This is a genomic window from Asanoa sp. NPDC050611, assembly GCF_040654855.1.
In the GTDB taxonomy this organism is placed as follows: Bacteria; Actinomycetota; Actinomycetes; order Mycobacteriales; family Micromonosporaceae; genus Asanoa.
This window is the reverse complement of the sequence record NZ_JBFAIU010000562.1, coordinates 1-2781: the sequence shown is the minus strand read 5'-3', so window position 1 is coordinate 2781 and position 2781 is coordinate 1. Positions and strand designations below refer to the sequence as shown.

At 69.8% G+C, this 2781-nt stretch carries 2 protein-coding genes and 2 pseudogenes; all 4 read left to right on the top strand.

Annotated features, from left to right (window positions below):
* Window positions 1-63 precede the first annotated feature (63 nt).
* Window positions 64-1068 (top strand): annotated as a pseudogene (locus tag AB0H87_RS40205) (phosphoglycerate kinase); the annotation flags it as partial.
* Window positions 1068-1859: a triose-phosphate isomerase gene (gene tpiA, locus AB0H87_RS40200; RefSeq protein WP_360158589.1), complete on the top strand. Its 792-nt coding sequence runs from the start codon at window positions 1068-1070 to the stop codon at window positions 1857-1859. The pseudogene AB0H87_RS40205 and the gene tpiA, both read left to right, overlap by 1 nt.
* An 83-nt stretch (window positions 1860-1942) precedes the next feature.
* Window positions 1943-2197, top strand: a complete 255-nt coding sequence (gene secG / locus AB0H87_RS40195; protein WP_360158586.1) for a preprotein translocase subunit SecG — start codon at window positions 1943-1945, stop codon at window positions 2195-2197.
* A gap of 145 nt (window positions 2198-2342) precedes the next feature.
* Window positions 2343-2686: pseudogene (locus tag AB0H87_RS40190) on the top strand (RNA polymerase-binding protein RbpA).
* Window positions 2687-2781: the final 95 nt, after the last annotated feature.

Sequence of the window (2781 nt, the reverse complement as noted above, 5' to 3'; positions counted from 1 at the left end):
GCCAGACTTGGGAGCTGAAGGCGCTGTCGTCCCACGGCTCTTCCCTGATCTCCAGGAACTCGCGGGCGCGCTCGAGCCGCTCGCGCTCCGAAGTACACGCTGGCGCCGGTCGCGCAGCGGTTCGGCGAGCTGCTCGGCGGCGAGGTCGTCTTCGCCTCCGACACCGTCGGCCCGGACGCGACCGAGAAGGTGGCCGGGCTCGGCGGCGGCCAGGTGCTGCTGCTCGAGAACCTGCGCTTCAACGCCGGTGAGACCAGCAAGGACGACGCCGAGCGGGGCGCCTTCGCCGACCAGCTCGCCGCGTTCGCCGAGGCGTACGTCGACGACGCGTTCGGCGCCGTGCACCGCAAGCACGCGAGCGTCTTCGACGTGCCGGCCCGGCTGCCGCACTTCGCGGGCGGCCTGGTGCTGCGCGAGGTCGAGGTGCTGGCGAAGCTGACCGAGAGCCCCGAGCGGCCGTACGCGGTCGTCCTCGGCGGCGCGAAGGTCTCCGACAAGCTGGCCGTCATCGAGGCGCTGCTGCCCAAGGTCGACAAGCTGCTCGTCGGCGGCGGCATGTGCTTCACGTTCCTCAAGGCCCAGGGCCACGAGATCGGCAGGTCCCTCCTCGAGGAGGACATGCTCGACACCTGCCGTGACCTGCTGGCCCGTGGCGGCGACAAGATCGTGCTGCCGACCGACGTGGTGGCCGCGACCGAGTTCTCGGCCGACGCCGACCACGCGGTGGTCGCCGCCGACGCGATCCCGGCCGACCGGCTCGGGCTCGACATCGGCCCGGCCAGCGTCGCCGCGTTCGCCGGCGCCCTGTCCGACGCGCACACGGTGTTCTGGAACGGCCCGATGGGCGTGTTCGAGCTGGCGCCGTTCGCGGCGGGCACCCGCGGCGTGGCCGAGGCGATCATGAAGGTCGACGGCCTGACCGTGGTCGGCGGTGGCGACTCGGCGGCCGCGGTGCGCGCGCTCGGGCTCGACGAGAGCGCGTTCGGCCACATCTCGACCGGCGGGGGAGCCTCGCTGGAATACCTGGAGGGCAAGCGCCTTCCCGGCATCGCCGCCCTGGAGAACTGATGGCGACGCAGTCCCGCCGGCCCCTGATGGCCGGCAACTGGAAGATGAACCTCAACCACCTCGAGGCCATCGCGCTCGTGCAGAAGCTGGCCTTCAGCCTCAACGAGCAGCAGCTGAGCGACGTCGAGACGGTGGTCATCCCGCCGTTCACCGACCTGCGCAGCGTGCAGACGCTGGTCGACGGCGACAAGCTGCTCATCGGGTACGGCGCGCAGGACCTCTCGCCGCACAAGGGTGGCGCCTACACGGGCGACATCTCGGGCGCGATGCTGGCCAAGCTCGGCTGCACGTACGTGGTCGTCGGGCACTCCGAGCGCCGGCAGTACCACCACGAGGACGACGCGCTGGTCAACGCCAAGATCAAGGCGGCGTTGGCCAACGAGCTCACCCCGATCTTCTGCATCGGCGAGGGGATGGACGTCCGCGAGGCGCGGGAGCACACGGCCCACTGCTGCTCTCAGCTCGACGCCGGGCTTGACGGGCTCAAGGCCGAGCAGGTGCGCAAGGTCGTCATCGCGTACGAGCCGGTCTGGGCGATCGGCACCGGCAAGACGGCGACGCCGGAGGACGCGCAGGAGGTCTGCGGCGCGGTCCGGGCGCGGCTGGCGGAGCGGTACGACGCCGAGACCGCCGACGTCACCCGCATTCTGTACGGCGGCTCGGTCAAGGCCAACAACGTGGCCGCCATCATGGCCATGCAGGACGTCGACGGTGCCCTGGTCGGCGGCGCGAGCATCGACGCGGACGAGTTCGTGCAGATCGTCCGGTTCCCGGAGCACATCAAGAAGTAAGGCGGTGGTGGCCGGGTCCGCGCTCCGCGAACCCGGCCGCTATTCTTGGCGAGTCGCGCCCCACGAGAGGACACACCACCACCATGCCGATCGCATTCGCCTACACGTTGATCGTGTTGCTGATCATCACGAGCGGCCTGCTGACGATGCTGATCCTGCTGCACCGCGGCAAGGGTGGCGGCCTGTCCAGCATGTTCGGCGGCGGCGTCAGCACCAACCTCGCCGGCTCGTCCGTGGCTGAGAAGAACCTCGACCGCTACACCATTCTGGTGGGGATCGTCTGGTTCGCCTGCATCGTGGGTCTGGGCCTCTGGCTCAAACTCGCCGTCGCGAGCTAGCACACATCTCGGCCAAACAGTCGTAAACTCGTGCGCGGCTCGGACTAGGTCCGGGCCGCGCACGTGCATACAGCCCGCTTCACCGCGTCGCGACGCCGCGCTTCCCCCGCGGCCGACCCCCGCACGACGACAGGAGCGACAAACCGTGCCCAGCGGCAGCGCAATCCGTGGCACCCGGGTCGGCTCCGGCCCGATTCGCCCCGCCGAGCGGTGCGAGCCCGCACCGCGACACTCGGTGACCTACTGGTGCGCCAACGACCACACCGTGGAGATCTCGCTGGCGGCCGACGTCGTCCCACCGGTCACCTGGGACTGCCCCCGCTGCGGGCAGCCGGCCGGCCTCGACGCCACCAACCCGCCCGGCAAGCCGCGCAGCGAGCCTTACAAGACCATCTGGCGTACGTGAAGGAACGGCGCAGCGACGCCGACGGCGCGGCGATCCTCGCTGAGGCGCTCGCCAACCTCCGCCAACGCCGCGGCGAGTTCTAGCCCGACCACACCAAAGGTGGGGGCGCGCCGCGGGCCCCCCCATGGTTATAAAACATGGTAATATAAGAATATCACACCACTTAAAAAAAGAAAAA